This window comes from Microbacterium terregens (genome assembly GCF_039534975.1).
Classification (GTDB): Bacteria; Actinomycetota; Actinomycetes; order Actinomycetales; family Microbacteriaceae; genus Microbacterium; species Microbacterium terregens.
Window position 1 is genome coordinate 2,969,891 of record NZ_BAAAWH010000001.1, and the last position, 22,897, is coordinate 2,992,787.

At 68.7% G+C, this 22,897-nt stretch carries 16 protein-coding genes and 1 tRNA gene; 7 read left to right on the plus strand and 10 right to left on the minus strand.

Going from position 1 to position 22,897, the window contains the following annotated elements:
• Nucleotides 1-388: 388 nt before the first annotated feature.
• The gene (acs, locus tag ABD655_RS13850) at nt 389-2,356 is read left to right on the plus strand and encodes an acetate--CoA ligase (protein WP_344714800.1); all 1,968 of its coding nucleotides are present in this window, start codon (nt 389-391) and stop codon (nt 2,354-2,356) included.
• Between the two features lie 181 nt (nt 2,357-2,537).
• On the opposite strand, the gene ABD655_RS13855 is transcribed toward acs, so the two are convergent.
• A complete protein-coding gene (locus ABD655_RS13855) occupies nt 2,538-3,005 on the minus strand; it encodes a RidA family protein (protein ID WP_344714801.1) in 468 nt (155 codons plus the stop codon).
• Nucleotides 3,002-3,223: a Sp36 family protein gene (sp36, locus tag ABD655_RS13860; RefSeq protein ID WP_344714802.1), complete on the minus strand. Its 222-nt coding sequence runs from the start codon at nt 3,221-3,223 to the stop codon at nt 3,002-3,004. Before sp36 ends, ABD655_RS13855 begins: the two co-directional genes overlap by 4 nt.
• A gap of 96 nt (nt 3,224-3,319) precedes the next feature.
• Between sp36 and ABD655_RS13865 the strand changes: the two genes are divergently transcribed.
• The 5 genes from ABD655_RS13865 to ABD655_RS13885 all read left to right on the plus strand — a co-directional run bounded on the left by ABD655_RS13865 (nt 3,320) and on the right by ABD655_RS13885 (nt 10,084).
• Nucleotides 3,320-6,028 (plus strand): transglycosylase domain-containing protein, encoded by a 2,709-nt coding sequence (locus ABD655_RS13865; protein WP_344714803.1) that lies wholly within the window; start codon nt 3,320-3,322, stop codon nt 6,026-6,028.
• Nucleotides 6,028-6,966, plus strand: coding sequence for a metallophosphoesterase (locus tag ABD655_RS13870; RefSeq protein ID WP_344714805.1), 939 nt, complete (start codon nt 6,028-6,030; stop codon nt 6,964-6,966). The genes ABD655_RS13865 and ABD655_RS13870 overlap by 1 nt, the downstream gene beginning before the upstream one ends.
• A gap of 135 nt (nt 6,967-7,101) precedes the next feature.
• A complete protein-coding gene (locus ABD655_RS13875) occupies nt 7,102-8,937 on the plus strand; it encodes a hypothetical protein (RefSeq protein ID WP_344714808.1) in 1,836 nt (611 codons plus the stop codon).
• 58 nt (nt 8,938-8,995) lie between these two features.
• Nucleotides 8,996-9,069 (plus strand) — tRNA-Pro (locus ABD655_RS13880).
• A 226-nt stretch (nt 9,070-9,295) separates the two neighbouring features.
• On the plus strand, nt 9,296-10,084 hold the full coding sequence (locus ABD655_RS13885; protein WP_344714810.1) for an HAD-IIB family hydrolase: 789 nt from the start codon (nt 9,296-9,298) through the stop codon (nt 10,082-10,084).
• Nucleotides 10,085-10,093: 9 nt separating this feature from the next.
• On the opposite strand, the gene ABD655_RS13890 is transcribed toward ABD655_RS13885, so the two are convergent.
• Nucleotides 10,094-11,356, minus strand: a complete 1,263-nt coding sequence (locus tag ABD655_RS13890) for an alpha-hydroxy acid oxidase (protein ID WP_344714812.1) — start codon at nt 11,354-11,356, stop codon at nt 10,094-10,096.
• A 113-nt stretch (nt 11,357-11,469) separates the two neighbouring features.
• Between ABD655_RS13890 and ABD655_RS13895 the strand changes: the two genes are divergently transcribed.
• Nucleotides 11,470-12,369, plus strand: coding sequence for a DUF1295 domain-containing protein (locus tag ABD655_RS13895; protein ID WP_344714814.1), 900 nt, complete (start codon nt 11,470-11,472; stop codon nt 12,367-12,369).
• 153 nt (nt 12,370-12,522) lie between these two features.
• Here the strand turns inward: ABD655_RS13895 and galE are convergent, their stop codons facing one another.
• The 7 genes from galE to ABD655_RS13930 all read right to left on the minus strand — a co-directional run bounded on the left by galE (nt 12,523) and on the right by ABD655_RS13930 (nt 22,809).
• The gene (gene galE / locus ABD655_RS13900) at nt 12,523-13,542 is read right to left on the minus strand and encodes a UDP-glucose 4-epimerase GalE (protein WP_344714815.1); all 1,020 of its coding nucleotides are present in this window, start codon (nt 13,540-13,542) and stop codon (nt 12,523-12,525) included.
• Nucleotides 13,543-13,602: 60 nt separating this feature from the next.
• Nucleotides 13,603-14,262: a thymidine kinase gene (locus tag ABD655_RS13905; RefSeq protein WP_344714817.1), complete on the minus strand. Its 660-nt coding sequence runs from the start codon at nt 14,260-14,262 to the stop codon at nt 13,603-13,605.
• Between the two features lie 33 nt (nt 14,263-14,295).
• Nucleotides 14,296-16,314 (minus strand): DUF2207 domain-containing protein, encoded by a 2,019-nt coding sequence (locus ABD655_RS13910; protein WP_344714819.1) that lies wholly within the window; start codon nt 16,312-16,314, stop codon nt 14,296-14,298.
• A 41-nt stretch (nt 16,315-16,355) separates the two neighbouring features.
• Nucleotides 16,356-17,828 carry a malate:quinone oxidoreductase gene (locus ABD655_RS13915; RefSeq protein ID WP_344714820.1) on the minus strand — a complete coding sequence of 491 codons (1,473 nt, stop codon included), beginning with the start codon at nt 17,826-17,828 and terminating at the stop codon, nt 16,356-16,358.
• A gap of 115 nt (nt 17,829-17,943) precedes the next feature.
• A complete protein-coding gene (locus ABD655_RS13920) occupies nt 17,944-19,014 on the minus strand; it encodes an aspartate-semialdehyde dehydrogenase (RefSeq protein WP_344714822.1) in 1,071 nt (356 codons plus the stop codon).
• Nucleotides 19,015-19,322: 308 nt separating this feature from the next.
• Nucleotides 19,323-20,609 carry an aspartate kinase gene (locus ABD655_RS13925; RefSeq protein ID WP_344714823.1) on the minus strand — a complete coding sequence of 429 codons (1,287 nt, stop codon included), beginning with the start codon at nt 20,607-20,609 and terminating at the stop codon, nt 19,323-19,325.
• A gap of 133 nt (nt 20,610-20,742) precedes the next feature.
• Nucleotides 20,743-22,809 carry an elongation factor G gene (locus ABD655_RS13930; RefSeq protein WP_344714824.1) on the minus strand — a complete coding sequence of 689 codons (2,067 nt, stop codon included), beginning with the start codon at nt 22,807-22,809 and terminating at the stop codon, nt 20,743-20,745.
• Nucleotides 22,810-22,897: the final 88 nt, after the last annotated feature.

The following is a 22,897-nucleotide window of genomic DNA, read 5'->3' on the forward strand; positions in this document are numbered from 1 at the left end:
ATCGAGGTCGCGGATCCCCGTGCAGAGCGGCTCGAGACAGACGCCTGGGGAGGAGCGGCAAGCCGGGAAGGAGAGGGCGGCATCCCATGGGGGGAATGGGATGCCGCCACAAGCGACACCGCAGTTCGGGGGTGGGTCGGGTGTCGCAATGCCAGAATCAAATGTTCGGCCGGGGACGAGCATACGCATATTCCGTCGGCCCTCCAAACAAACTCATCAGGCTGTAATCCGATATATCGTTCGGGCCCAGACCAGGCCGCCGGCGCGACCCTCGCGCTCCCCACTATCGGAGGTAGTGACCCTGGGAAGCGCTGGATAGATTGGGGCTGTCGTTGCGGCACGTCTTCTGGACTGTGCGGCGCCCGGGACGGCCCGCGAAGGAGCGAGCATGAGCAGCCAGATCGACCACCTCCTCATTGAGAGCCGGCGGTTCGCGCCACCCACGACGTTCGCCGAGAACGCCCTGGGCACTGCCGACCTCTACGCGAAGGCCGCCGCGGATCGAGAGGGCTTCTGGGCCGACAAGGCTCGCGAACTGCACTGGCACAAGCCGTTCACGCAGGTCCTCGACTGGTCCAACCCGCCCTTCGCCACCTGGTTCGCCGACGGCGAGCTCAACGTCTCGTACAACTGCCTCGACCGACATGTCGAGGCGGGCAACGGCGGCCGGGTGGCGCTGCTGTGGGAAGGCGAGCCGGGTGAGTCGCGGCGCGTCACCTATGCCGAGCTGACCGACGAGGTCAAACGGTTGGCGAACGTGCTGGAGGGCCTCGGCGTCCAAGAGGGCGACCGCGTGGCGATCTACATGCCGATGATCCCCGAGGCGATCGCTGCGATGCTCGCTGTCGCGCGGCTGGGAGCGATGCACTCCGTCGTGTTCGGGGGGTTCTCGGCGGACAGCCTGCGCTCGCGCATCGACGATGCCGGAGCAAAAGTCGTCATCACGGCCGACGGCGGCTACCGCAAGGGAAAGGTCTCCCCGCTCAAGCCCGCGGTGGACATGGCCCTCGCGGACCGCAACGGCTCCGGCATCCAGGAGACCGTCGAGCACGTTCTGGTCGTCCGTCGTGGCGGGAACGACGTCGACTGGACCGACGGGCGTGATATCTGGTGGCATGACGCGGTGCCGCAGGCTTCGGCCGAACACACGGCGCGGGCGTTCCCGGCCGAGACGCCGCTGTTCATCCTGTACACCTCGGGCACGACGGGGAACCCGAAGGGCATCATGCACTCGTCGGGGGGCTACCTCACGCAGGCCGCCTTCACCAACAAGGTCGTTCACGACATCCACGCCGAGACCGACGTGTTCTGGTGCACCGCCGACATCGGCTGGATCACCGGTCACACGTACGTCACTTACGGTCCACTGGCCAACGGCGCGACACAGGTGCTGTACGAAGGAACGCCCGACACGCCGCATCCGGGCCGGTGGTGGGAAGTCGTCGAGAAGTACGGCGTGACGGTCCTCTATACCGCCCCCACCGCGATCCGGTCGTTCATGAAGATCGGCCGGTCGGTGCCGAAGAAGTTCGACCTGTCATCGTTGCGCCTGCTGGGCTCGGTGGGCGAGCCGATCAACCCCGAGGCGTGGATGTGGTACCGCAAGATCATCGGCGGCAAGACCGCGCCGATCGTGGACACGTGGTGGCAGACCGAGACCGGCGCGATCATGATCTCGGCGCTGCCGGGCGTCACGGAGACCAAGCCCGGGAGCGCGCAGGTTCCGCTGCCGGGCGTGTCCATCGACGTCGTCGACGACGATGGCAGCCACGTCGGCAACGGCAACGGCGGGCTGCTCGTGGTCACCGAGCCGTGGCCCAGCATGCTCCGCGGCATCTGGGGCGATCCGGAACGCTACAAGGAGACCTACTGGGACAAGTTCGCAGCGCAGGGCTACTACTTCGCCGGCGATGGCGCGCGGCTCGATGACGACGGAGAGGTGTGGCTCCTCGGGCGCGTCGACGACGTCATGAACGTCTCGGGTCACCGCTTGTCCACCACCGAGATCGAATCGGCGCTGGTCGCGAATGAAGCCGTCGCTGAAGCGGCAGTGGTCGGGGCATCGGACGAGACCACCGGACAGGCCGTCGCCGCATTCGTGATCATCAAGCAGAGCTACCTGGCGGCGCACTCCCCCGACGGCCTCGCGCAGTCGCTGCGCAGATGGGTCGGCGAGCAGATCGGCCCGATCGCGCGGCCCCGCGACGTGTACATCGTCGAGGAGCTGCCCAAGACGCGCTCGGGCAAGATCATGCGTCGGCTGCTGCGGGATGTCGCCGAGGGTCGCGAGGTCGGTGACACCACGACGCTCGCCGACACCGCGGTGATGTCGGTCATCTCCGCGCAGGTGCGGTAGCCCGCTGCCGACAGTGCACCTCCCCGCCGCCGAGAGTGCGTCATGTCGGGGTCGGGAGGGCTAGTGCCTCGTAGTCACATGCACTCCCGCAACCGGCGACGTGCACTCTCGCGAGCCGCTACGTGAACTCCCGCGAGCCGCTACGTGCACTCTCGCGAGCCGCGACGTGCACTCTCGCGGGTCAGACGTACGAGAAGACGACCTCGACCTCGACCGGGCTGTCCAGCGGGAGCACCGGGACTCCGACGGCGGAGCGAGCATGGCGCCCCGCCTCGCCGAAGATCTCACCGAGCACATCGCTGGCGCCGTTGATGACACCCGGCTGGCCGGTGAAGTCCGGGACGGAAGCGACGAAGCCGACGACTTTGACCACGCCGGTGAGCCGATCCACTCCGCCGACGGATGCCGCCGCTGCGGCGAGCGCATTGAGTGCGCACTGGCGCGCGTACGAGTTGGCGTCGGCGGGGGCGACGAGCCCGCGGCCCTCGCCCACCTTGCCGGTCGCGGGAAGCGCCCCCGACACCATCGGCAGCTGCCCGGCGGTGAACACGAGATCGCCGTGCGCTTTGGCAGGAACGTACGCGGCCACGGGGGGCACGACGGTGGGAAGATCGATGCCCAGCTCGGCGAGCCTGCCCGAGACGCTCACTGGGCGGGTCCTTCGAACTGCCGCGCGGCCTGGGCCGCGGCATCCAGCCCTGCGTTCGCGGCGCCGCCCTCAGCCGGCCGCTTCAGGTAGGCCACCAGTCCGCCTTCCGGCCCGGGCACGACCTGGACCAGCTCCCAGCCCTGCTTGCCCCAGTTGTTGAGGATGGCTGCGGTGTTGTGGATGAGAAGCGGGGTGGTGAGGTACTCCCACGTGGTCATGGAGACTCCGAAAGGTCGCGGGCGGATGCGGGGAATCGGCGCGAAAAGGCGGGTCCGTAAAGAAATCGCCCAGGTAGCTCCCCTACGATCAAGCCTATGCCTGATACGAAACGGACGGCCAGCGGCGTGCTCGGTGGCCTCCTGGGACTCGTCGGTCTGAGCGCTGTTGCGGGTGTGCTGATCACCGCCACCGTCACACCCGCCATCGCCCTTTCCGGTGCGGCAGCCACCAGCGCGATCACGATGTTCGACAACCTGCCGAGCGTTCTGGACATCGACAAGCTGATGGTTCCGACGACGCTGTACGCGAAGAACCCCGACACGGGCGAGGACATCCAGCTGGCGCAGTTCTACGACCAGAACCGCTCCCCCGTCGAGTTCGCCGAGGTGGCGCCGGTCATGTACGACGCCATCCTCTCCAGCGAGGACCCCCGCTTCTATCAGCATGGCGGCGTCGATCTCATCGGAACCTCCCGCGCCCTGCTGCAGAACGTGCAGGGCGGCGGGGAGACGCAGGGTGGTTCGTCCATCAGCCAGCAGTACGTCAAGAACGTCCTGATCCAGCGCTGCGAGCGCGATGCGACCACCGGCGAGGAACTCCTCGACTGCTGGACCGAGGCCACGACGGCCTCCGGGACCGAGGGCATCCAGCGCAAGCTGCAGGAGATGCGCTACGCGATCGCGCTGGAACAGAAGTATTCCAAGAACGACATCCTGCTGGGCTATCTCAACATCGCCAACCTCGGCGGGCAGACCTACGGCGTCGATGCGGCAGCTCGGTATTACTTCGGTGTCACGGCGAAAGACCTCAGCCTGTCGCAGGCAGCGACGATCGCCGGCATCGTGCAGAACCCGAACACGTACCGCATCGATCAACCCGCAGGCTCGATCTTCGACGGCGACGGCGTCGGCTACAACAAGGCTCCTGACGGTCTCATCGACGACATCCCCAACGGTCAGCTGGCAGCGCTGGACACACTGCTGAACAACGGCACCATCACCCAGGAGCAGTACGTCGCCGCGGCCGATGGGTACAGCGCCACCAAGGGCCGCCAGCTCTACGTCCTGAGCCGGATGCTGGATGACGGCAAGATCACGCAGGAGCAGTACGTCGCTGCGGTGATCGAGCCGCTCACCCCCTCACTGCACCCGGCCACGACCGGCTGTGCGGTGGCCGGTGGAGCCGCGTACTTCTGCCAGTACGTGAAGAACATCATCAAGACCGACCCCGCGTTCGGCGCGACGCCCGAGGATCGTATCCGCATGCTCCAGCGCGGCGGCCTGAACGTCTACACGACGCTCGACCCCCGGGTGCAGATGCCCGCCGAGGCCTCGATGGCCGAGAATGCACCGACCTCCGTCGAGGGCTGGGTTTCCCCCGATACCGGCATGTTCGGCGCCGCGACGGTCAGTATCGAGAACACCACAGGCCGGATTCTCTCGATCGCGCAGAACACGAAATTCAGTGAGGATGCCGGCCTTGGGGGCGACCCGAACTTCTCGTCGCTCGTCTACGCCGGCGACCAGAAGTATGGCAACTCCGGTGGGTTCGAAGCGGGTTCGACGTTCAAGATCTTCACTCTCGTCGATTGGCTCGAGCAGGGTCATTCCATCAACGAGACCCTGAACGGCCGCGTGCGCATCTTCAAGCGGATGACCAACAGCTGCACGGGCGACTGGGTGAACGTCAACAACGACCGCGTCTCCAACTTCAACAACCAGAGCGGCTATACCGGGACCCCGATGCAGTTCACCCGCGATTCGCTCAACACCGGGTACTTCGCGATGGCGGAGCAGCTCGACCTGTGCGACATCGAGAAGGTGGCGACCAAGATGGGAGCCACCAAGGGCGACGGCACGCCTGTCGATATGAAGACGCTGTTCTCCGTCATCGGCTCGAACAACCTGTCGCCGATCGCGATGGCCGGCGCGTACGGAACCGTGGCGAACAACGGCATCTACTGCCAGCCGCGGGCGATCGACAAGGTCACCGACTCGGACGGCAACGAGATCACGCCGCCGCAGACCTCGTGCACGCAGGTGCTCGATCCCGCCGTGGCCGCCACGGCCGCCTACGCTCTCGAGGGCGTGATGAACGGCGGAACCGGTGCGGGTGCCAATCCCAACGACGGCGTCGACGTGCTCGGCAAGACCGGAACACACGAGCAGAAGCAGACCTGGATGGTCGAATCCAGCACCAACGTCGTCACCGCGGCGTGGGTGGGCAACTCGAACGGCAGCGGCGACCTCTTCCGGCGCGGGCTGTCGAACCTGCGCTACCAGCTCGCGGAGGACGTCCAGCGCGCGGCGAACGCCGTGTACGGCGGCAATTCGTTCCCGGGCCCGGACTCGAACCTGACGCGACGGGTGCTGCGGGAACTGCCCAACGTGGTCGGTCTGAGCATCGAGGAAGCACAGCAGAGGCTGGATGCGGCCGGATTCGACTCAACCGTCGGCGACCCCGTGGACTCGCCCGAGGCGGAGGGGATCGTGGCCGCTCAGGACCCGGGCGCGGGCAGCGTCGCCGGGGGCACGACCGTCACCATCCACCCCAGCAACGGGCAGGGCCTGGCCGTACCCGACGTCGCCGGACGCTCTCTGAACGACGCGAAGCAGGCGCTCCGCGGCGCCGGGTTCGGCAACGTCACAGACGGCACCTGCACCGTCAACGCCGCCGTCGGCGCCCAGCCGACCGCCACGGGAACCTCGCCGGGCGCCGGAACTCTGGTCAATCGCAATTCCGCTGTCGCGGTGAACTACTCAAGCCTGATCTGCGGCCCCGCCATCGGCCCCGGCAACGGCTAGTGCCAGGTCCGCAGGCGAAGTCCGCCCTCACCGCCCTCGCAGCAGTGGGGGCGGTCGGCGTGGGCGCCGCCGTATGGGGCATCGGAATCGAGCGCTACCTGTTCACCGTGCGGGAGCACACAGTCGCGATCCTTCCCGCAGGGAGCACCCCCCTGCGCGTCCTGCACGTGTCCGATGCCCACATGGCGCCGTGGCAGCACCGCAAGCAGCGCTGGATGGCGACGCTGGCCGAGCAGTGGCAACCGGATCTCGTCGTCAACACCGGTGACAATCTCGGCCACGCGCGCGGACTCCGCGGCCTGCGCACCGCCCTGGACCCGCTGCGCGGCATCCCCGGTGTCTTCGTGCACGGATCCAACGACCATGCCTCTCCGCAACCTCGCAACCCGCTGCGCTACTTCACCGGTCCATCGAAAGTGAAGAGCGTCGGCGAGCCCCTGGACACCGAGGCGCTCGATGGCTATCTCTCCGAGGAACTCGGTTGGCTCGACCTGAACAACGCGGTGGGATCGATCGAGATCGCCGGTGCACGTATAGACGCGTTCGGGGTCAGTGACGCGCACCGCCACTGGGACGATCTCGGCGTCCTCCCCCGACTGCTGGAGAACCTGCGGGCCGACGTCGGCCCGGCGACCGTCACGCTGGGAGTGACCCACGCCCCCTACCGCCGCGTCCTGGACTCCTTCGTCGATCTGGGTGCGGACATGATCTTCGCCGGTCATACGCACGGCGGCCAGGTACGCGTGCCGGGCTATGGCGCCCTCGTGGCGAACTGCGACATCCCGTTGCCCCAGGCCCGAGGCCTGAGCGAGTGGAGGCATGCAGCGACGTCGGTGCCGCTGAACGTCAGCGCCGGTCTCGGTCACTCGATTTACGCCCCGGTGCGATTCGCGTGCCGGCCCGAGGCTTCGCTCATCACGCTCCTCCCCCGCGCCTAGCAGCGCCGCGCGCCGCTGCGGCGGCTCCTCCCCAGCCGGTCGTCGCGCACGACGGCCCCCAGATCATCGCGCCGGGGCGCGACGTGACGGACGCACGGGCGACGATCGGACTCTGTTCGACTCGGAGGAGAAGCCATGCCCGTGCCCCATCACATCCGCGACGCGCGCACCAGGGCGACCCGAAACGCGATCGCGATCGCGCTCGCGTGCGCACTGGCCGTCATCGGCGTCGTCGTTTCGCCGGTACCTGCGCACGCCGCAGCTTCGGGTGCCGGCTTCGGAACGTGGGCGCCGATCTCGCCCTACGGCTGGCACGGCTCGATGGTGATCGACGGCGTGCACACGTACTGCATCCTCCCGGGCGCACCGGCGCCGACGGGTACCAGTGTCGATCATGGCGTGAGTGGGGCGGCGGCCGGGCTGTCTCCGCAGCAGCTCACCGGGATCAACCTGCTGGTGACCAAGTACGGACAGACCGCCGATCCGGTGCAGGCCGCTGCCGTCGGGTGGGCGGTCAAGGCGATCGCGAACTGGGACGAGACGCTCCATCACTTCGGCTACCGCGGCGACTCGCTCGCCGGTGCCATCCACTGGACGTTCTCGGCGCTGGCCCCCGCGCAGAACGAGAGCGTCCAAAAGCTCGCCGTCGCGTACTACGAGGAGGCGAGAAGCACGCCTCCCGGCGTGACCGCTCCCTCGGGCCGAATGGTCTTCACCACGGATGCCGCAGACCACACACGAGGCAGCGTGCGAGTCGACGCCACAACGACCGCGGCCAGCGGCACGCTCGCAGTGGAGAACGCCGTGTTCGTCGACACGGGTACGGGTACGCTCCAGAACGCCGTCCCGGGGGTCGACTATGCCATCGAAGCTCATCCGCCCGTCGCCGGGCGCGCGTACGTGGTGAGCGGCACCGGCCGCTTCGTGGTGCGGGACGTCGCCGCCGTGCGCCACTTCACGACGCCCGGCGGTCAGGACACCGCCGGGCCGGCCGGTGAGGTCGGCTTCGAGGTCGCCGGCGAGGAGGCCACCCCTCGCGTCCCCCTGTTCACCCCCACCGTCTCCACCCATGTCACGTCGAAATACGTGGCGGGGGGATCGTTCATCGACGCGATCGAGTTCGGTGGCTCCCTCGAGCACTGGCCTCGCACACCGGACGGCCTCTATGTTCCGGTGACTGCGACAGGGGTGGTCTACCGCACCGAGGTCGAGCCGGTGCCGACCGGCGGCGGGGTACCGCCCGACGCGGTGAACATCGGGGCACTCGGGCTGGTGACCGATCCGGCGACCGGACCGACGGCCACGTACACCGTGATCTCGGGGTGGACCCTCGCCGAGCCGGGTTTCTACACGGCGGTATGGACGATAGATCGCCGAGCGCAGACCGAGGCCGCGGCCGCTCACCTTCCGCCGGACTACACATGGACGGAGAGTTTCGGCGAGACGACGCAGATCTCGATGGTGCCGGCGGTCTCATCGCGGGCCGAGCCGACGGTGACCGTCGGCGACCCCATGAGCGATACGATCCTCGTCGGTTCGCCCCTTCCTGCCGAGGGATTGATCGTCTCGTCTGCGCTCTATCGCGCACGCGAAGCCCTCGCACCGCAGGACGTGTGCACGGAGGCGAACCTCGTATGGGCGAGCGACCCCCATCGCATGGCAGCTCCGGGCGAGCACGGGGTGACGTCTCCCGCCGTCACCGAGCCGGGCACCTACTTCTGGCAGGAGCGCGCCGTCGATGCGGCCGGCGAACTCGTCCATCTGGGAGCGTGCGGCGCACCGAGCGAGACGACCCGTGTCATCGCGCCTGCGCCGGAACAGGCCTCCCCGGGCCCATCCGCGCTCGCCGCGACGGGGCTCTCGACCGACACGTCGCGCGGCGTCGGTGGACTCGCGGTCGCGTGCCTGACCGCGGGCGGGACGCTCTTCGCGCTCTCCCGTCGCCGGCGACCGGAGAGCGCGATCGGGTGATCCGCGCAGCGCGCGTTCGATCCACGGCAGAGCATCGGGTAGACTCGAACGGTTGTCACGGGGTGTGGCGCAGCTTGGTAGCGCGCGTCGTTCGGGACGACGAGGCCGCAGGTTCAAATCCTGTCACCCCGACAGTGCGCCGCGCTGGTCGCCGCAAGGCGGCCGGCGCGGCTCATCAGTTGTATGGCCGGACGATTTCCGGCCCCGCAGGGGGCCACGCCGCCCGAGGCTCAACGGACCGTTACGATCCGCGGAGGGACGGTGGATGAATCCGGTCCCCGGCAGCAGAGAGGCTCCGCACGCTTCTGGGACGGAGGCGGTGTGGGGCTTTTCGTCTATCGCCCCCGACAGGAGCACCGTGACCGAAACGCCTGCTGACAGCATCCCGCCCCGCCTGGTCGCCTTCGATCTCGACGACACGCTGGCTCCCTCGAAGGCTGCGATCGATCCGCGCATCGGGCAGCTCCTGATCGCACTCGCAGAGCGGGTCGAGGTGGCGATCATCTCCGGCGGTCAGCTCGAGCAGTTCCGTGCACAGGTGGTGGACCGACTTCCGGATGCCGCGGCCGAGACTCTGTCGCACATCCACCTGCTGCCGACCTGCGGCACCCAGTACTACCGGATCGAACCCGAGGGCATCGTCACGATCTATGCGCACACGTTGACCGACGACCAGAAGACACGCGCGCTGGATGCCGTCGAGGGAGAAGCACGACGGCTGGGCCTCTGGGAGTCCGAGACGTGGGGCGACATCCTCGAGGACCGCGGCTCCCAGATCACGTTCTCAGCGCTCGGACAGCGCGCGCCCCTGGTCGCGAAGAAGGCATGGGACCCCACCGGTGCCAAGAAGAGCGCACTGCGGGAGGCTGTCGCCTCGCAGGTTCCGGATCTGGAAGTGCGCTCGGGCGGCTCGACATCAGTCGACATCACGCACCGCGGAATCGACAAGGCGTACGGCATGCGGCAGCTGGCCGAGCAGACGGGCATCCCGTTGGACGACATGCTGTTCGTCGGCGACCGGCTCGACCCGGACGGCAACGACTACCCGGTGCTCGCGATGGGTGTGAACTGTCACGCCGTCGAGGGCTGGGAGGACACCGCCGAGTACCTCCACGGGTTGCTGCCGACGCTGACCGTCCGATCCTGAGCCCGCCGTTCAGGATCCGCTGACCACCGCGCGCGGCGACGGAGCGACGGGCACCAGCCGCGTGAGCTGTGTGACGTGCGCGGGCTCGAGTTCGTCCAGGGCCGCGACGCCCAGAAGCTTCATCGTGCGGTCGATCTCGTCGCGCAGGATCGCGATGGCGCGGTCCACGCCGGGGCGACCACCGGCCATCAACCCGTAAAGATAGGCACGACCGACGAGCGTGAACTTCGCACCCAGCGCGATCGAGGCGACGATGTCCGCTCCATTCATGATGCCGGTGTCGATCATCACGGTCGCGTCCTGGCCGACCTCCCGCACCACGGCGGGGAGCAGGTGGAACGGGATCGGAGCCCGATCCAGCTGGCGGCCGCCGTGGTTGGACAGGACGATGCCATCCACTCCGGCGTCGATCAGCCGTATCGAGTCCTCGACCGTCTGGACTCCCTTGACGACGATCTTCCCGGGCCAGAGATCCCGGATGACCGCGAGGTCGTCGTAGCTGATCGTCGGGTCCATCGCGGCGTTCAGCAGTTCCGCGACGGTTCCCCCCGTCGAGGACAGCGAGGCGAATTCGAGCGCGGGGGTGGTGAGGAAGTCGTACCACCACCATGGCCGCGGGATCGCGTTGAGGACCGTGCCGAGCGTCAGCTGCGGCGGGATCGAGAACCCGTTGCGCTTGTCGCGGAGGCGGGCTCCGGCGACCGGCGCGTCCACGGTGAACAGCAGCGTGTCGAAGCCGGCCGCGGCGGCACGGCGAGCGAGGGCGTAGGAGACCTCGCGGTCGCGCATGACGTACAGCTGGAACCAGTTCCGCCCCTCCGGGTTCGCCGCGCGCACGTCCTCGATCGATGTGGTGCCCAGGGTGGAGAGGGTGAACGGGATGCCGGCGGCGCCCGCCGCGGAGGCGCCGGCCACTTCACCCTCCGTGTGCATCAGTCGGGCGAACCCCGTCGGTGCGATCCCGAACGGAAGCGCACTGCGCCCGGCCAGGATGGTCGTGGACATGTCGACATCTTCCGCGGGGCGCAGGATGCCCGGGTGAAACTCGATGTCCTCGAACGCCTGTCGGGCCCGGGTCAACGACAACTCGCCCTCCGCGGCGCCGTCGGTGTAGTCGAAGGGCGCTCTGGGGGTTCGCCGCTTGGCGATCGCGCGCAGGTCGCCGATCGTGAGCGCGGCATCCAGACGGCGTTTCGTGCCGTTCCACTCGGGCTTCTTGAACCGCATCAGCTCGAGCAGGTCGGCCGGGTTGGGCAGTTGCCGCTTGACCATCGTCGGTCCTTTCATGAGGGCGCGGACCAGGCACGTCTCGCATCGTAGCCGGTGGTGTCGCGCCGGTTGCGGGTCGCGGGAGACGGCGCGGCGCCCAGCGCTAGTCTGAGCGCATGGATCCGCTCGCCCTCGTCCTCCTCGTCGCCGCGATCACCTGCGCGGGCTGCTGGATCGCCTCACTGATCACGAAGGACACGTCGTGGGTGGACCGCATCTGGTCCATCGTCCCGGCGGTCTACGTGTGGATCTTCGCCATCACCGGGATCGCGGCCGGCATCGATGCTGCGCGTCTGATCCTGATGGCGGTGCTGGTCACGGCGTGGGCCGCGCGGTTGACCTTCAACTTCGCCCGCAAGGGCGGATACAGCGGTATGGAGGACTACCGCTGGGCGATCCTCCGCGATCGGATGAAGCCCTGGCAGTTCCAGGTCTTCAACCTGCTGTTCATCGTCATCTACCAGAACGCACTGCTCGTGCTGATCACGCTTCCTGCGCTGATCGCGTGGCAGAACCCTGCTGCCCTGAACGGGTGGGACGTGACCTTCGCGGTCCTGTTCGCCGCGTTCCTCGTCGGTGAATTCGTGTCCGACCAGCAGCAGTGGGACTTCCATCGGGCGAAGGCGGCCGCAGGCGGACGCCTCGAACCGGGCTTCGTCACGAGCGGGCTCTTCCGCTTCAGCCGCCACCCGAACTTCTTCTTCGAGCAGGCACAGTGGTGGAGCTTCTACGCGATCGGCGCGACGGCGGCCGCGGCATCCGGACTGGGCCTGTGGGGCGGCGCGCTGAACTGGACGATTCTCGGAGCTGCGCTGTTGAGCCTGCTGTTCATCGGGTCGACGATCTTCACGGAGTCGATCACGTCGTCGAAGTACCCCGCATACGCCGACTACAAGCGGTCCACGTCAATGCTCGTGCCGCTGCCGCGGAAGCGGAGCACCAAGCGCGTCAAGGGGGCGCGGGGCGGAAAGCCCGCGCGGGCGCCGAAGAACGGCAACGCGCCGCAACCGGCGTAAGGGAACCGGTCCAGCGGGACGTGTGTGCACTGCGTCGCTGAACCGGCTCGTCAGCGTGCCGATATCGCGCAACGAGGTCGGTTGCGCACGGATTGGTGACGTTGTGCTCGCCGAAGCGCCGCCCCTCGAGACGCTCGCGGACCGCCGGGACCGTCAGACGGTCGCGTACCCGTCGGGGTTCTTCGACTGCCAGTTCCAGTAATCGCGGCACGAGTCGTCGATCGTGAGCCGCGCCCGCCAGCCCAGGTCCCGCTCGGCCTTCGACGGGTCGCAGTAGGTCGCCGCCACATCGCCGGCGCGCCGGGAGAGAATCTGCGCGGGCAGGTCCCGGCCCACGGCCTTCTCGAACGACGCGATCAGCTCGAGCACGCTCACGGGCCTGCCCGTACCGAGGTTGTAGACGACGAAGCCCGGTTGTGCCTGCTCGAGCGCGGTGACGTGGCCCTCGGCGAGGTCCACGACGTGGATGTAGTCCCGCAGGCCTGTGCCGTCCGGGGTGTCGTAGTCGGCACCGAAGACGCCGATCCGGTCGAGCTTGCCGACGGCGACGCGGGCGACGAAGGGCATGAGGTTGTTCGGGATGCCTGCCGGGTCTTCGCCGATGAGCCCGCTCGCGTGGGCGCCCACCGGGTTGAAGTACCGCAGCACCGTCACGTTCAGCTCGGGGTTGACCCGGGCGACGTCGGCGAGCACGACCTCGTTGATGCGCTTGGACTTGGAGTACGGGTTCGACAGGTCGATGCTCGTCGTGGACTCCTCCGTGAACGGCAGGTCCGCCGGGTCCGAGTAGACGGTCCCCGTGCTGGAGAAGACGAACGAGCGGATGCCGTGGCTCAGACCCGCGCGAAGCAGGGCGAAGGTGGTGTCGACGTTGTTGGAGTAGTACTCGAGCGGCTTCTGCGTCGACTCCCCCACCGCCTTGAACGCGGCGAGGTGGACGATCGCGTCGATCGGACCGTGGTCGGTGAACACCTGCTCCAGGACGGCGTCGTCGGAGGCATCGCCCACGACCAGCGGAGCGCTCTTGCCCGTGATCTCCGCGACGCGTTCCGCGGCGGTCGCGCTCGTTCCGGACAGATCGTCCAGCAGCACGACGTCATGGCCGGCATCCAGCAGTGAGACGGCTGTGTGCGCGCCGATGTAGCCGGCACCGCCGGCAAGGAGTACTCGCATCATTCGATGCTACCGAGCATCTGGATGCGCTTCATCGGCGCCCGGGCCGACGTTGCGTCGTCAGCGCCCGTCGAGACGACCGCCGGACTCGCGGAGATAGCACTCCGCGCACATCGACTCGTACGTCACGCGGTCGGGCGAGAGTTCGTCGATGGCGACCTGATCGCCGTCGAAGACGAACCGTCCGCCGACGAGACGCGCGTTGAAGATCGCCTTGCGTCCGCAACGGCAGATGGTCTTGAGCTCTTCGAGGCTGTGGGCCAGTTCGAGCAGCCGCCGCGAGCCGGGAAAGGCCTCGGTGCGGAAGTCGGTGCGGATGCCGTAGGCGAGCACCGGGACGCCATCCAGCACGACGATCCTCAGCAGGTCGTCGACTTGCGATGGGGTGAGGAACTGCGCCTCGTCGATCAGCAGGCACGCCACATCGACGGGCCGACCGGACGGCGTCTGCTCCGCGAACAGGGCGTCGGCGCCGGACTGCTGCACGCGAGCGCGGTGCTCGGCGAACAACGCCCGCAGATCGGCATCCGGTGGGATGAGGAAGTCGACCGATCGTGACATCCCGAGCCTGCTGGAGATCTTGTCGGACTCTTTGGTGTCGATCGCCGGCTTGGCGATCAGCACGTGCTGCCCGCGTTCTTCGTAGTTGTGAGCCGCCTGCAGGAGTGAGGACGACTTGCCCGAATTCATCGCACCGTATCGGAAGTACAGTTTGGCCACGTGCCGAGCGTAGTCGCCGTCAGCGTCCCCGGCTCACCGGCCGCCGAACCCGCCGCCGCCACCGCCGCCGCCGGACGAGCCGCCGCCGGAGGAACCGCCTGACGAGGACCAGCCGGAACCGGACGACGAGCTGCTCGACGATGATCGCGGGCTCGACACCGGGGTCGCCGCGAGCCGGCCGATCGACGAGGAGGCATCCGACAGCGACCGCGACGAGACAGCGTCGAACAGCGAGAGCCGCGTCGCGGCCTCCGCGACAGGCGAGGCGCTGCGGATCACCTCGACCCAGTGCCGCTCCATCCCGAACAGCACCGCGTAGGGCAGCAGCCTCTCGTAGATGTTGACGATGCTGTCCCCCGGCGAATTGGGGGTGTCGCCGTAGGCGCGGCGCCCCGACGAGACCAGGTCCGCGGTCTGCGGCGACTGCGCCGCGCGCAGGCGGTCCTCTTCGGCGAGGCGGAGGTACTCCCGGATGCCGTCGAGATAGGTCTGGTGGATGCCGCCCGCCAGCGTGAGCGTCGTCTTGGGCAACCGCACGAACGGCAGCACGATGAACGAGAAGAACCCGCTGGCGATCGCCGCGATGTACACGAGGCCGCCGATCGGGCTCAGCTCGCTCAGCAGGGCGTACGCGGTGTCGCCGAACACGATCAGGCCCATCGCAAGGAAGAACCCGATCAGCCCGACCGCTGCCCGCACCGCGCCGATCCAGCCGGGGATCTCACTGCGGTAGCCGCGCTGGATCGTGTACTCGTCGATGCGGCGGACGTAGGTCACCGCGCGCGCCGGGGGCTTGGCCGCGAACCTACCCAGGTCCACGCCCGACCCCGGCTTCGCCTTGCGGGCGAAGACGGTGTCCAGGACGCGCAGGTCGTCGTGCTCGAGGCCCTCTCTGCTCAGCAGGAAGACCTCGAAGTCCTCAGGTTCCCTGCGGTCTCCCGCTGCCCGGAACTCCACGGCGTCCCGCACGGCGAGATCGACCAGGTGCGCTGCCATCGCGCGCTCGGGTACGTCCAGCACGCCGGCCGAGAGGGTCAGCGACTCGTCGGGCGGCGGCGAGTACTGCACGATCACCGGCGAACGGTCGGGGTTCCGCCGCAGCACCACCCGAAGCACGAGCAGCAGCACGAGGCCGCCGACACCGGTGAGCAGCGCGAGGATGGGCAGGATCCACTGCCACCACGGATACGGCGGCGGGGGCGGCGGAGCGAGCGCAGCGAACGTGCCCTGCTCGAAGCCGATCGCGACGGTGACGTTCTCGTCCGGCCCCAGGTCGACATCGCCGGCGGTGAATGACACGGACCGGTCACCCGCGTCGAGCGCGCCCACCGAGGCCGCCCACACCGAGACCTCGCCGGGCCACTCCGATGCTGTCGCCGGCTGGAACTCGCAGGTGTCGGTCGAGCCTTCGGGCCCGGAGTAGCAGAACGTCCGATCAACGAGAAGTCCGGCCGCGGCATCCCCCGCGATGTGAATCCGCGCGGTGACCGAGCCGAACTCCTGGGGGTGATCGGTGCCGACCGTGTCCCAGTAGAACTCGTCGGCGTCGGTGTCGTCATACCGCAGGACGACGTCGCTCATCGTGTACGAGATGACGTAGGTCTGGGTCCCGCGGACGTACGAGTCGTCGCCGGTGAGGACGTAGACCCAGTCCTCGTCCTCCTCGGTCCACCATGGGATCGGCGCACCGCTGGCGCCGGTGACACCGACCACCTCGGTGCCGAGGGCGATACGGGAATCGACCTTGGGGATCGTCCGCACGATCCCCCGGTTCTGGTCGAACTCGGGGAACCGCGCGACGATCTTCTCGGTGGTGAACAGGTGGCTCTTGCCGCCGGTTCCGCGCACGAGGTAGTAGTCGGCCTCGAAGGAGTCGTAGGCGAAGTCCTCGAGCGACGCCGCAACGCCGAGTGCGGCGGAGGTCGGAGCCGTTGCCATCCGCGGTCCGGCGGCGAGCGCCGCGGTGGTCGGCCCGGCGGCCAGCAGCATCGACAGTGCGACGGCGAGAAGGAGCGCGATCGCTCGCGGCAATCGTGGTCCCCAGAGTCGCATTCCCCCACCCTACGGGCGGGACCGGGGCGGACGAGCCTGCCCTACGCGGTGAGCGCGAGGGCCTCTGCGGTCTCGGAGAGCACATCCTGGGCGACATCAGGACGCGGGTTGAGCTGCTGACCGTAACTGGGGATGAGCGCACGCAGACGCGGCTCCCAGTCGTGGATCCGGTCCGGGAAGCAGGTCTGCAGCAGGCCCAGCATGATCGAGACCGCCGTGGACGCGCCGGGCGAGGCGCCGAGCAGTCCGGCGATCGTTCCATCCGCGCCGGTGACGACCTCCGTGCCGAACTGCAGGACGCCGCCCTTCTTGCGGTCCTTCTTCATCACCTGTGCGCGCTGACCGGCGTCGAGCAGCTCCCAGTCCTCGTCCTTCGCCGTGGGCATGAACGTCCGCAGGCTGTCGACCTTCTTCTTGTGGTTCTTCATGAGCTCGCCCACGAGATAGGTGATCAGCGACGGGTTGTCGATGGCCACTTTCATCATCGGCCACAGGTTGCTGGGACGCACCTGGGTGACGATGTCGAGCATCGAGCCGTTCTTGAGGAACTTGGGGCTGAACGTCGCGAACGGGCCGAACAGCAGCGAGGTCTCACCGTCGACGACGCGCGTGTCGAGGTGCGGCACCGACATGGGCGGAGCACCGACCGAGGCCTGCGAGTAGACCTTGGCCTTGTGCTTGGCGACGAGCGACGGGTTGCTGGTCTTGAGCCACTGTCCGCCGATGGGGAACACCCCGTAGCCCTTGATCTCGGGGATGCCGGAGCGCTGCAGCAGTTTGAGCGCCCACCCGCCGGCGCCGACGAACACGAAACGCGCCCGCGTCTCGCCCGGCGTGTGGCCGATGGAGTTGCGCCACCTGATGCGCCAGGTCCCGTCCTTCATGCGCTTGAGCGTGCGCACCTCGCGGTTGGTGACGACATCTGCTCCGCGTTCGCGCAGATTGTCGAAGAGCTGGTGCGTCAGCGCACCGAAGTCGACGTCGGTGCCGGCCGGCACGCGGGTCGCCGCGAACGGCTCACCCGAGGGACGCTTCTGCATCAGCAGCGGCGCCCACTTGTTGATGACGCGCGAGTCCTCGCTGTACTGGATGCCCGCGAACAGCGGCTGGCTCCGGAGCGCGTCGTATCGCTTCTTGAGGAAGGTGACATCCTTCTCGCCCCGCACGAATGTCATATGCGGTGTGGAGTTGATGAACGTCGACGGCGCATCGAGCGCGCCCTCCTCCACGAGCGAGGACCAGAACTGTCGGCTCTGCTGGAACTGCTCGTTGATCGAGATCGCCTTGGCCGGATCGATCGTTCCGTCCGGACCCTCGGGCGTGTAGTTCAGCTCGCACAGCGCCGCGTGGCCGGTGCCGGCGTTGTTCCACGCGTTCGAGCTTTCGAGCCCGACGTCGTGGAGCCGTTCGTAGACGACGATCTTCCAGTCGGGCTGCAACTCAGAGAGAAGCGTGCCCAGGGTGGCGCTCATAATGCCGCCACCGATGAGAACGACATCGACGGTTTCTGTCACCAGACAAGTCTAGGCGCGCGGCGGCGAGCCCCCGGACAGCCCGAGGTCTCGGCATCCCTCCCCCGTGAGGTGCGGATGCCGGAACTCGCGCGGCCGCGACAGCCCGGACCGCTGCTCAGGCGCGCGCGGAGAGACCGGCGGCGACGAGCTCCGCGATCTGCACCGCGTTCAGCGCCGCACCCTTGCGCAGGTTGTCGTTGCTGATGAACAGCACGAGACCCTTGCCCTCGGGGGCGGACTGGTCGGCGCGGATGCGGCCGACGAAGCTCGGGTCCTTGCCGGCGGCCTGCAGCGGCGTCGGGATCTCTTCGAGCGTGACGCCCGGGGCGCTGGAGAGCACCTCGCGCGCCCGCTCGGGGGTGATGTTCCGCGCGAACTCGACGTTGATGCTCAGCGAGTGCCCGGTGAAGACGGGGACGCGCACGCACGTGCCGGCCACGCGGAGGTCGGGCAGCTCGAGGATCTTGCGGCTCTCGTTGCGGAGCTTCTTCTCCTCGTCGGTCTCGTTCGATCCGTCGTCGACGAGGCTGCCGGCGAAGGGGATGACATCGAACGCGATCGGCGCGATGTACTTCTCCGGCTGCGGGAAGTCCAGCGCCGAGCCGTCGCGCGCGAGCCGCTCGACGTCGCCCTGGGCCATGACGCCCTCGACCTGGCCGAGGAGCTCCTGGACGCCCGCGACGCCCGACCCGCTCACGGCCTGATACGTGCTCACGATGACGCGCTCGAGTCCCGCTTCGGCGTCGAGCACCTTCAGCGTCGGCATCGCGGCCATCGTGGTGCAGTTGGGGTTGGCGATGATGCCCTTGCGCGCCTCTGCGATCGCGTGCGGGTTCACCTCGCTCACCACGAGCGGCACATCCGGGTCCATCCGCCACGCGCTGGAGTTGTCGATGACCGTGGCGCCGGCTGCGGCGAAGCGCGGCGCGTGCGCCCGCGAGCCGGTGGCACCGGCGGAGAACAGCGCGATGTCGATCCCGGCGAGGTCTGCCGTGGCGACGTCTTCGACGATCACCGCCTTGCCCTGGAAGATGACATCCGACCCCGCCGAGCGCGCCGTGGCGAAGGCGCGCAGCTCGCGGACGGGGAATCCGCGCTGCTCGAGAATGTCGAGCATCGTGCCGCCGACCTGGCCGGTGGCGCCGACGATGGCGATGGAGAGTCCTGAATCGGAAATGCGGGTCATGGCGGTTCCTCGGGGCAGGTGGGCGCGCAGACGCCATCGGTGCGCGGGGTTGCCTGATTGTACCGGCCGGGGCCGGATGCCCGGTCGACCGCCCGCTGCTCGCCCGTCACAAACGGCCTGCCGCCGCGGCGTGTTGCGACAGGGGAACCGTGGTCGAGCCGCGCGGGGCGACGGCGGGCGCAGGAGGAATCGCGGGCGCAGGACGATTCCGCGCGGATTGTCCTGACTCGGCGATTTCTCCTGACCTGGCCAGGCCAGCCCGGGGTGACTCCGGTGGCGGATGCCGCGGGCGGGCCGCCCGCGCGCCGTCAGCGCCCGGTGCCGGCGTGGATGACGGCTTCGGCGTCGCCGTCGAGCCCATACGCGGTGTGCACGACACGGGCCGCTTCGGCGAGATCGACGCCGCGGACCACGACGGAGATGCGGATCTCACTCGTCGAGATCATCTCGATGTTGACGCCCGAGACGCTCAGCGCCTCGAACAGCGTCGCCGAGACACCCGAATGTGTGCGCATCCCTGCGCCGACGACGGAGAGCTTGCCGATCTGGTCGTCGTGGACGAGGCTCTCGAAGCCCACCTGGGACTGCTCGCCGGCCAGCGCCCGCAAGGCGACGGCGGCATCCTCTTTCGGCAGAGTGAACGAGATATCGGTGCGCCCGGTCGCGGCGGCCGAGACGTTCTGAACGATCATGTCGACGTTCGCGCCGGACTTCGCGACGATCTTGAAGATCTCCGCCGCCTTGCCGGGCACGTCGGGCACGCCGATGACGGTGATCTTGGCCTGGCTCAGGTCGGTCGCGACTCCCGCGACGATCGGCTCTTCCATCTCTTCTCCTTCTGGGGCCGCAGGCGACACCATGCCCGGACCGAGCACCCAGGTGCCGTCGCCGGAACTGAACGTGGATCGTGCGTGAATCAGCACGCCGTGCCGGCGGGCGTACTCCACGGCGCGGATGTACAGCACCTTGGCCCCGTTGGCGGCCATCTCCAGCATCTCCTCGCTCGAGACGGAGGTGAGCTTCTGCGCGCGCGGCACGACGCGGGGGTCTGCGGTGTACACCCCGTCCACGTCGCTGTAGATCTCGCACACATCGGCGTCCAGCGCCGCCGCGAGCGCGACAGCGGTGGTGTCGGACCCCCCCCTGCCGAGGGTGGTGATGTCACGGGTGTCCCGGTTGAAGCCCTGGAAGCCGGCCACGATCACGATCGCACCCTCGTCCAGCGCCTCACGCAGGCGCACCGGGGTCACATCGACGATCCGGGCGGCACCGTGCGTGGCGTCGGTGATCATCCCCGCCTGGGAGCCGGTGAAGGATCGCGCCTCGAACCCCATCGAGTGGATCGCCATGGCCAGCAGGGCCATCGAGATCCGCTCCCCGCTGGAGAGCAGCATGTCCAGTTCCCGCGGCGCGGGGATCGGGGCGACCTGCGCGGCGAGGTCCAGCAGCTCATCGGTCGTGTCGCCCATCGCACTGACCGCGACGACGACGTCGTGGCCGGCACGTCGCGTGTCGACGATCCGCTTGGCGACCCGTTTGATGCCGTCGGCATCGGCGACGGAGGACCCGCCGTATTTCTGGACGAACAACGCCACGATGAAGCTCCCCGAGTCGCGTCACCCGAGCAACGCGCGTGTGGTCAAGAACGGGCGATCGGATGCCGCGTCCCAACGCACCATCTTACGGATGCCGCCACGGCGCCCTGTCCATGCGTCGCCAGGACGGAACCTAGGTTTTCGCCGTGCTGGGCGCTCGCTCGTATCGGTCGGGTGTGATGGTCAGCTGCCCCTGCCCGCCGGTGAGGGAGCGCAGGTCCAGGACGTAGCGCCCCAGCTCCGCCTCGGGCACGCTCGCCACGATGCGCGTGCCGCCGTCCTCGGTGGACTCGGTGGCGTTGACGTGAGCCCGCCGCGAAGACAGGTCGGTGAGGACCGGTCCCTGCAGTTCTGCGGGCACGGTGATAGTCACGATCGACACCGGCTCGAGTACGACGGATCCGGCTGTGGCCAGGGCTGCTTTGACCCCGAGCGATGCCGCCGTCCGGAATGCCATCTCCGAGGAGTCGACGGAGTGCGACTTGCCGTCGTACAGCTCGACGCGCACGTCGACCACGGGATGCCCCTGCGGTCCCCCGGCGGCGAGGGCGTCGCGGGCCCCTTTCTCCACCGCGGGGATGTACGACCGCGGCACGGCGCCGCCGACCACCGCGTCCACGAATTCGAACCCGCCCCCCGGCGGGAGCGGGCTCAGCCGCAGCTGCACCACGGCGAACTGGCCATGACCGCCCGACTGCTTCTTCAGCTTGCCCTCCGCCTGCGCGGGTCGCGCGATCGTCTCGCGGTACGCGACCGGCGCGGGCCCGGTGGTGACGGTCACGCCGAGAACACGCGCAAGCCGCTCGACAGCCACGGTGACGTGCGTCTCGCCGAGTCCCCGCAGGAGCGTCTCGCCCGCCGCGCGGTCGAGACGGAGGGTCTGGTCCTCGGCCAGCAGCCGCGCGAGCGAGGTGGAGAGCTTCGCATCGTCGGACTGCGTCGCCGGAGTGAGGGTGACGGCGTAGACGGGATGCCGCGACGGAAGGGGCGCAGGACGCGCGCTGCCCTGCCGCGACCACAGCAGGGAGCCGGAGGGCGATCCGACCAGCTTGGCGACCGCGCCCACGTCGCCGGTGCGCAGCGCCTCGGCGGGGAGGTGCTGGGCTCCGCGGAGGCGGAAGAGAGCCGGCATCCGCTCTTCGACCCCCGTGGTGGCGTTGCGCAGACGGTCGCCGGGACGCAGCGTCCCCGACAGGACCTTGAGCATCGCGATCTGGCCCACGAACGCGTCGGCCACGGTGCGGAAGATGTGCACGACGGTCTCGCCGTCCGCGTTCGGCGCGACGCTCACTTCGGTGCCGGCATCCCCCTCCGCCGCGACCCCGACGACGATCCGGCTGTCGTGGTCGCGTGCCGCGGGCGTCAGCGAGCACAGCAGATCGACGACGCGATCGACGCCCGTCCCGGTCAGTCCGGAACAGAGCAGGACCGGCACCGTCTCGCCCGTTGCCACCTCATGGGCGAGCGTCCGCTCCAGCTCTGCCGCTGTCGGCTCGTCGCCTTCGAGATACGCCTCGAGCTGCGCGTCGTCGTGCGAGACGATCTCCTCGGTCACGCTCACGTGAAGGTCGTGCTCCTCGGCCTCGGCCGCGGGAGGAACCGCCTCCTCGTGCGAATGCCCCGTGTCGTCGTAGACCAGGGCCCGCTCGCTGAGGACGTCGGCGACCGCGTGGAAATCCTGCTCTTCACCGATCGGCAGCTCCAACGGCCACAGATGCTCTCCGAACGCGGCACGAAGCTCCCCCAGAACGCGGCGGAAGTCTGCGCGCGCGCGATCCTCCTGGGTGACCACCATGATGCACGGCACTCCCGCCGCCTGCGCCGCAGCCCAGACCGCACGGGTTCCCGCTGCGACGCCGTCCACCGCGCTCACGACGACGACTGCGGCATCCGCCACCGCCAAGGCGGTGTCGACACCGCCGATGAAGTCGGGATGCCCCGGCGTGTCCACGAGGGTGATCGCTCTCTCGGCGCCGTCGGAGGCGGTCCACGGCAGGTAGGCGAGCGAGATGGCCAGGGTCGTCTGGCGTGCAATCTCCTCGGGGTCGTGATCGCAGACGGTGGTGCCCTGTTCGATCGTTCCTCGGCGCGCGATGGCCCCGCCGCGCAGCAGCACCGCCTCGGCGAGGGTCGTCTTGCCGGAACCGGGGCCGCCCACGAGGGCTACCGTCCGGTGCGTCGGACCACGGGTCGCATCCATGAGGCCTCCCACGCCGCTGTGAGTTCCTGACCATCGTGCCCTGTTCGTCGCGCCCTGTCACGTGCCTGCGCGCGCGGCCGAACCGTCG

Bases quoted from the DNA above. Each gene is read 5' to 3' on its own strand.
- ABD655_RS13865 (WP_344714803.1), top strand. From the start codon at position 3,320: ATGCCTGATACGAAACGGACGGCCAGCGGCGTGCTCGGTGGCCTCCTG.
- ABD655_RS13875 (WP_344714808.1), top strand. From the start codon at position 7,102: ATGCCCGTGCCCCATCACATCCGCGACGCGCGCACCAGGGCGACCCGA.
- ABD655_RS13920 (WP_344714822.1), bottom strand. From the start codon at position 19,014: ATGACCCGCATTTCCGATTCAGGACTCTCCATCGCCATCGTCGGCGCC.
- acs (WP_344714800.1), top strand. From the start codon at position 389: ATGAGCAGCCAGATCGACCACCTCCTCATTGAGAGCCGGCGGTTCGCG.
- ABD655_RS13890 (WP_344714812.1), bottom strand. From the start codon at position 11,356: ATGGTCAAGCGGCAACTGCCCAACCCGGCCGACCTGCTCGAGCTGATG.
- ABD655_RS13930 (WP_344714824.1), bottom strand. From the start codon at position 22,809: ATGGATGCGACCCGTGGTCCGACGCACCGGACGGTAGCCCTCGTGGGC.
- galE (WP_344714815.1), bottom strand. From the start codon at position 13,542: ATGCGAGTACTCCTTGCCGGCGGTGCCGGCTACATCGGCGCGCACACA.
- ABD655_RS13910 (WP_344714819.1), bottom strand. From the start codon at position 16,314: ATGCGACTCTGGGGACCACGATTGCCGCGAGCGATCGCGCTCCTTCTC.
- sp36 (WP_344714802.1), bottom strand. From the start codon at position 3,223: ATGACCACGTGGGAGTACCTCACCACCCCGCTTCTCATCCACAACACC.
- ABD655_RS13895 (WP_344714814.1), top strand. From the start codon at position 11,470: ATGGATCCGCTCGCCCTCGTCCTCCTCGTCGCCGCGATCACCTGCGCG.